The 5733-nt window shown below is 38.9% G+C and carries 9 protein-coding genes; all 9 read right to left on the bottom strand.

The window, feature by feature from the left end; all coding sequences use genetic code 11:
- Positions 1-168: 168 nt before the first annotated feature.
- Positions 169-714, bottom strand: a complete 546-nt coding sequence (locus ACTNEW_RS16090) for a GNAT family N-acetyltransferase (RefSeq protein ID WP_441062796.1) — start codon at positions 712-714, stop codon at positions 169-171.
- A 12-nt stretch (positions 715-726) separates the two neighbouring features.
- The gene (locus ACTNEW_RS16085) at positions 727-1203 is read right to left on the bottom strand and encodes a TrmO family methyltransferase domain-containing protein (RefSeq protein WP_441062794.1); all 477 of its coding nucleotides are present in this window, start codon (positions 1201-1203) and stop codon (positions 727-729) included.
- A gap of 122 nt (positions 1204-1325) precedes the next feature.
- Entirely contained in the window at positions 1326-2072 is a 747-nt protein-coding gene (locus tag ACTNEW_RS16080; RefSeq protein WP_441062793.1) for a GNAT family N-acetyltransferase, read from the bottom strand.
- Positions 2073-2198: 126 nt separating this feature from the next.
- Positions 2199-2630, bottom strand: coding sequence for a hypothetical protein (locus tag ACTNEW_RS16075; RefSeq protein WP_441062791.1), 432 nt, complete (start codon positions 2628-2630; stop codon positions 2199-2201).
- 15 nt (positions 2631-2645) lie between these two features.
- Positions 2646-3278, bottom strand: coding sequence for a GyrI-like domain-containing protein (locus ACTNEW_RS16070; protein WP_441062798.1), 633 nt, complete (start codon positions 3276-3278; stop codon positions 2646-2648).
- A gap of 4 nt (positions 3279-3282) precedes the next feature.
- Positions 3283-3609 carry a TfoX/Sxy family protein gene (locus ACTNEW_RS16065; RefSeq protein WP_441062790.1) on the bottom strand — a complete coding sequence of 109 codons (327 nt, stop codon included), beginning with the start codon at positions 3607-3609 and terminating at the stop codon, positions 3283-3285.
- Positions 3610-3616: 7 nt separating this feature from the next.
- Positions 3617-3967 carry a TIGR04076 family protein gene (locus ACTNEW_RS16060; RefSeq protein WP_235415436.1) on the bottom strand — a complete coding sequence of 117 codons (351 nt, stop codon included), beginning with the start codon at positions 3965-3967 and terminating at the stop codon, positions 3617-3619.
- 14 nt (positions 3968-3981) lie between these two features.
- Positions 3982-4608, bottom strand: a complete 627-nt coding sequence (locus tag ACTNEW_RS16055; RefSeq protein WP_441062788.1) for a type 1 glutamine amidotransferase family protein — start codon at positions 4606-4608, stop codon at positions 3982-3984.
- A gap of 2 nt (positions 4609-4610) precedes the next feature.
- Positions 4611-5525 (bottom strand): helix-turn-helix transcriptional regulator, encoded by a 915-nt coding sequence (locus ACTNEW_RS16050; RefSeq protein ID WP_441062786.1) that lies wholly within the window; start codon positions 5523-5525, stop codon positions 4611-4613.
- Positions 5526-5733: the final 208 nt, after the last annotated feature.

Below are 5733 nucleotides of genomic sequence, written 5' to 3'. Positions count from 1 at the left end.
TTTTTTCTGTTTGCCATAATAAAGGGCCTCCTATGAATTAGATTTTATCATAGAAGACCCTTATCGCATATATTTCCATATGCTATTTACAGACTTTTTTTCACAGGCTCTTTTCTGAATATTCCGGCCACACCGGACTGGCGGCTCCGCCGCACCGTAATATCCATATTAAGAAAAATCAGAATCAAGGATGCCATAAATATAATAATCGCACCAGGTATTAACCATCTTTCCCTGCCTGATTAATCCTTCCCTCGTATATCCCGCCTTCTCTAATATTCGGCAAGAAGCTACATTTCTCACATCAACTTCCGTCCAGATTCTCTGAAGTTCTGTGTTTTCAAAACAGAATCTTGTCATAGCAGATAAGCTTTCCGTTCCATATCCTTTTCCATGCCATTCTTTTGATAATCGGATTGCAATGAAAGCCATTCTGTCATTCTCGATTAGATAAACCCAGATATCACCAATAACCTTGTTAGAATCCTTTTGAGCAATTCCAAGATGAAAGCTCTTTGTCGGCTTATCTTCTTTCTCAAACAACAGCTCTGGATTTTTTTCCGCTTTACTTGGCCCCTTTCCCCAATAGGTATAGATCGATTTATCTGGCATCCATTCTTTGAGTGCAGGAACATCTGCAGCTATCATCGGTCTAATAATCAGTCTATCCGTTTCTATAGTCGGCTTACTATTTATATAGTCGGCAAGAGCCATATCGATCACCTCCTAGAAATTAAATTCCGATTCCCAATCAAATCTGCCACTTTCTTCATATGACTTAGGCCAATGTTTGCACCAATCAGGAACACTTGGATTTTCAATTCTATCAACACTTGGAACATAAGGCTTGAGATCAATCACCTTTGTTCCGTCAAAAGCATCAATATAATATAGTCCAACAACTCCATGCTCTATATCCACATAAGCAATATTTACGTTTGAAACCGCTATTGGATTAGGTCTTTCCGGTGAATGTAGAGCAAATACTCCAATCTTATCAGGACCATTCTTATATGGTTTTTCTTCAACCAAAATATTTCTGTTAGATTCATTGTCACAGGCATCAGCCCACCAAAGAACCTGCACATGACTGTAGCCATCTAATCCTCTGAGTCCTTTCACATACTTTTCGTCAAGATTAATACATACCATTCTCTCATTGTTTTCTATCTTTCCGATGGAAAAGATTTTCATATCGTTCATGTCAGAACCTCCATTTTCTTTTCTCGTCGGGCGCCCTATATATATAGTACAAAGTGTAATTTATACTTCAACCTTTTTTTAAAAAGAACCCCATACCATTCTCAGTATAGAGTTCAGTTCTATTATTTTGATATTAGTTTTAAAAATCTCTTATCATTCATCTGTTCATTTGTAACATACTTACCATCACAGAACAATGCATATGTTGTAATCGGTGTTGGTGCATTCTGAGCTTCTTCTCTGCTCTTTATATGAACTGCCCTAAATTTGATATCTTTCTCTTTTGCAAGATTCTCTAAAACAGGGACATATTTTGCATTATAAGGACACTGATAGGTGTAGAAAAGAACATACCCTTTTTCATCGATATGCGGATGCTTGGCATTTTCCATAAACTTTGGTGGCTCTGCTTCTTTTTCAAATGGCAGATACCAGAGCTGTACTCCATTGTCTGCTTCATCACAGGGGTCAAATCCTTTATATTTCAAGAACTTAGGATCTGAAAGAAATGGTTTCTTTTTCGCACACGATAAAATGCAAAGTCCTTTCTTTCCTTTCTGTTTACTATCTTCAATACAATAATTCAGCAGTTCGCCTGCGTATCCATGTCCCTTGAAAGAACCCGCAACCCACAAACAATCAATATACATATATCCCTCTGCATCTATTGGATTCCATGCATACTCTGCAGGAATATACTCGATAAAACACTTCCCTCGCTCTTCACTTTTCAAGAAAACCAAACCTTCATCAAATCGTTCCAAAAGCCATGATTTTTTCGATAAAACCTGTACATCCTTATTATTTGAGATTGCGCAGCAGATGTGCTCTTTCTCCAAATTTTCTTTTGTAACCCGGATATATTCCATTTAACATTCCCTCCCTCAACATTCTTCAAGTGTCTATATTCAATTTAGAATGATTTCCACATTTGCTTAGTACAGCGGCATCAGGCTTTCTCCCAACACCCGCAGGCATAATCTCACACCACTATATTAGCCCAATACTCTCATCAGTTCTTTGATATCTTTTTCAATAAGCGATGACATACTGTCCTTATATTTCGAAACATCTATCTTATCAACAGCATCAATAATCATGTCAGACATCTCAGACCTGTACAATGCTACCTCATGCAATGCTTGAAGGCACTGTCTTACAACAGTAGGCTTCGAGTCATAAAGTAAGGCGCTCATTCGATCGAAAAACTCTGCTAATTGACCATCCTTCGCCCATCTCGCCTGATTGCAAATCAACAAGAATGCCCTGGTTCTTACAAAGGAACTCTTATCGTCAAGCATACCTGCAAATTTAGGGATCATATGAAGATACTTGTCTGATTCAGCTGACTCGGCTCTAAGTATTTTTGAATACTCATATGCCGCTTTATCGTCCTTATCTTTTAATTTCAAAATAATTTCATTCATACCTTTATCATTACCTTACAATTTACATATTGGATGCCTGATTACAGTCTTCCACTTCTCAGGAGCAACCTTTCTTGCATCAGACATATATATCTCATGGTGAAACCTGTCATTGCTAAAGTCATTGCGGTATCCATGATATTCCAGATATTTATCCATAATTGCAACAGTTGCAGGCTCATCATCAAAAGGTCCGTGATGCATAATCTGAACACACAAACCCTCATCAACTGTAAGGAATTCGGCTCTGGAACAGTCCATTTTTTTCTTCGCAGATGCAGTTCCCACCGCCCAATCAAAATCCTTCTTTGTCACAAAATCCGGAAGTCTGATGACTGATATCCAATGAAACTCAGCTTTTATACTGTAATCACAGCCATCCACTCCGTCTTGCCACCAAAAACCTTCCAGCGGCGGTACTACATACTCGAAAAATCCTTCTATCTTATAATCTGACTTATAGCTCATCTTCAAAGTATATGCTATCGCATATAATATGCCTACCGCCTGCTTGTACTCGCCACCTTCTTCGTTCGGATTACCCTTTCCTCTTACAGCGATGTAATTTGCCTTCGGAACAGTCACTATTTCCGGCTTGTTCTTTGGCATGTAAAATTCTTTAAATTCTTTCTTGAAATCAAATGCCATTATTTTATCCTTTCTTCTTACTCTTTTTCTTTGTCTCTGAAAGATCTTCATACATAGCCAGAATTAGTTCTCTCAGATAATTCTTATTCTCTATTTCGGTTACTAAGAGCATTGGCTTAGCTCCATCATACGGTATTTCCTGAGGTACATCCGGAAGATGTTCCAAGCTTGATGCCGTTACCTTCACCAGAAACCTGTCATCATAGATTCCACCAAATAATTTGTCGTTATAATAAAGCAGATATTCACCCATCATCGCTCGATATGAAATTCCTTCTAATCCAGATAGTTGGTCCAGAACAAAATCAAGATATTCTTTCTTTGATGCCATTTTCTCTCTACTCCTGATAATATTTACCTTTGTAAAAATTCTCTGCGCCTGTCTTTTCGACTGTCATTCGAAAGCATACACATCCGTCCGGACAAACATAGTCCTTCACATTTGCTTCAATTCCTCCAACAAGTGTTAAATCTCCGCCACTTCTAACAGCCTGCATATCACCGTAAAGGATCTGCATCATTTTAGAACATATTCCATAGCCCTGCTCATTCACGGGACACCCGTAGGTACAGGTGTATTTATCACCTATTTCTTCACCGTTCCTGCATAGGTGTTCTGTATGGTCGCCTCGCAGAAAACCTGTTACCTCTATTGAAAATCTATATTCTTCATCATACCATTTCTTCATTACCTTAGTCCCCCTTATTTCTGCAGACTCTGCATCATAGCAAGAAATTCATCTGCGTTGCCTGTACTGAAATACGCATACCAGTGTTCCAATGTATCTGCCACAAATAAATCCAGGTATTCCAAAATCAATCTTGTCATATCAAGTGCGCCTGTAGCTGCAGCTGTTATCAAATTTCCGTCTCTGACAGCCGGCTTATCAATATAATGGTCTGTTCCCTTATACTCCGGGCAAAACATATTTAAGAAACCTGCTCCGTTGCTCGTGTGCTTCTTATCATCCAAAATCCCGATATTTGCCAGTGCTACGGTAGCTCCACATATTGCAGCAACCAGTCCTCCGGCTTCCAGGAATTGCTTAGCAATCCCAAGAATCGGGGAGTTTTCAGATTCACTCCATCTGTCTGATCCGGGAAGAATCAGCACATTACCTTTATTTGCTTGGACATCCTTTATCGTCAGGTCCGGAACAATCGTAAGACCTCCCATGGATTTCACCGGCTCCTTTGAAAGAGATACTGTTTTCACCGAAATCTCTCTGGCGTCCTTCCTGAAAAACCTTTTTGAATGAAGTTCCGCAAGACAGTAGCCAATTTCCCAATCAGCCATTGTATTCATTACATAAACATATACCGTTGTCATTTTTATCCTTCTTTCCTGTATTTTTCTGCGAGTTCAAAAGCGATACGAAACAGTTTCTCCCTTATAGATTCTGGTTCAAGAACAGTGACCATGTCCCTGCATGAAAGTATCCAGGACAACAGCCCCTCATCATCCGCATAATCATGTTCAAATAGAAGATTTCCATCCGGCATCTCTGCAAATGACTCTATACTATATTCTTCAATAAGATGCCATTTCATTGACGGATGAAAAACTGCTTTTACTTTTGCCTGTGGCGGAAACACCTTCTCATTTGATAAGTCTGGCATTGGAACTGCACTTCTTTTTTCAAAATTTCTGGCATGCACCAGTTCTGCAATCCGATTCAGTTTGAACATTCGATAGTCGTTCCTTATCAGACAATATCCATAAATATACCAGCTTGACCATTTGAAAATTAGAAAATATGGTTCAATTTCCCTCTCCGTATTACCGCCCGGAGCATAATACTTAAACTTTAGTGTCTTCCCAAGCTCGATAGCATCCTGAATCAATTCAATCTTTGGTAACAGAGAATCTTTATTCCATGATGACAGGTCGATAAGAATAGACTCATTTCCACTGACAAAATTAGATGATCCAGCCTTGAGTTTTTCCATAAGCTGCCCATAATAATGGCTGCCGCTTACACTGTCAAGACTTCGAAGACCTGCCATAATCATCTGCATATCCCTAGATGTCAGAATCGTCCGATCCATCTTATAGCCATCCATTATGCTAATACCACCGCCTGAGCCCTGTGATGTCAAAATTGGAATACCCGCTTTGCATAAATCTTCAATATCTCTGTTTATTGTTCTTCTTGAAACCTCAAATCTTTCTGCCAATTCCGGAGCAGTTATTTTCTCTTCCTGTAAAAGAATAGAGAGAATACCAATAAGCCTATCTATTTTCATATCACTTTCACTTCCTGATTCATTATACCATCTGTAACACGACAACTGTGTGTCGTGTTCAATTTATATTATACTCAAAATAAAAAGATGTTACATCTTGTCCCGCGTCGAATTATAGTTCTCACCTACCGCAACTATACGGCAGATTATTTTCGGAACATCCCTTTTCATGTCTATCTTAACGTGCTGTGTTTTACGGCACGTTTTT

The organism is Blautia sp. HCP3S3_G3 (assembly GCF_052063365.1).
GTDB lineage: Bacteria > Bacillota > Clostridia > Lachnospirales > Lachnospiraceae > Blautia_A.
Note: the sequence above shows the minus strand (reverse complement) of the source record. Positions and strands in the feature narration are given on the sequence as shown.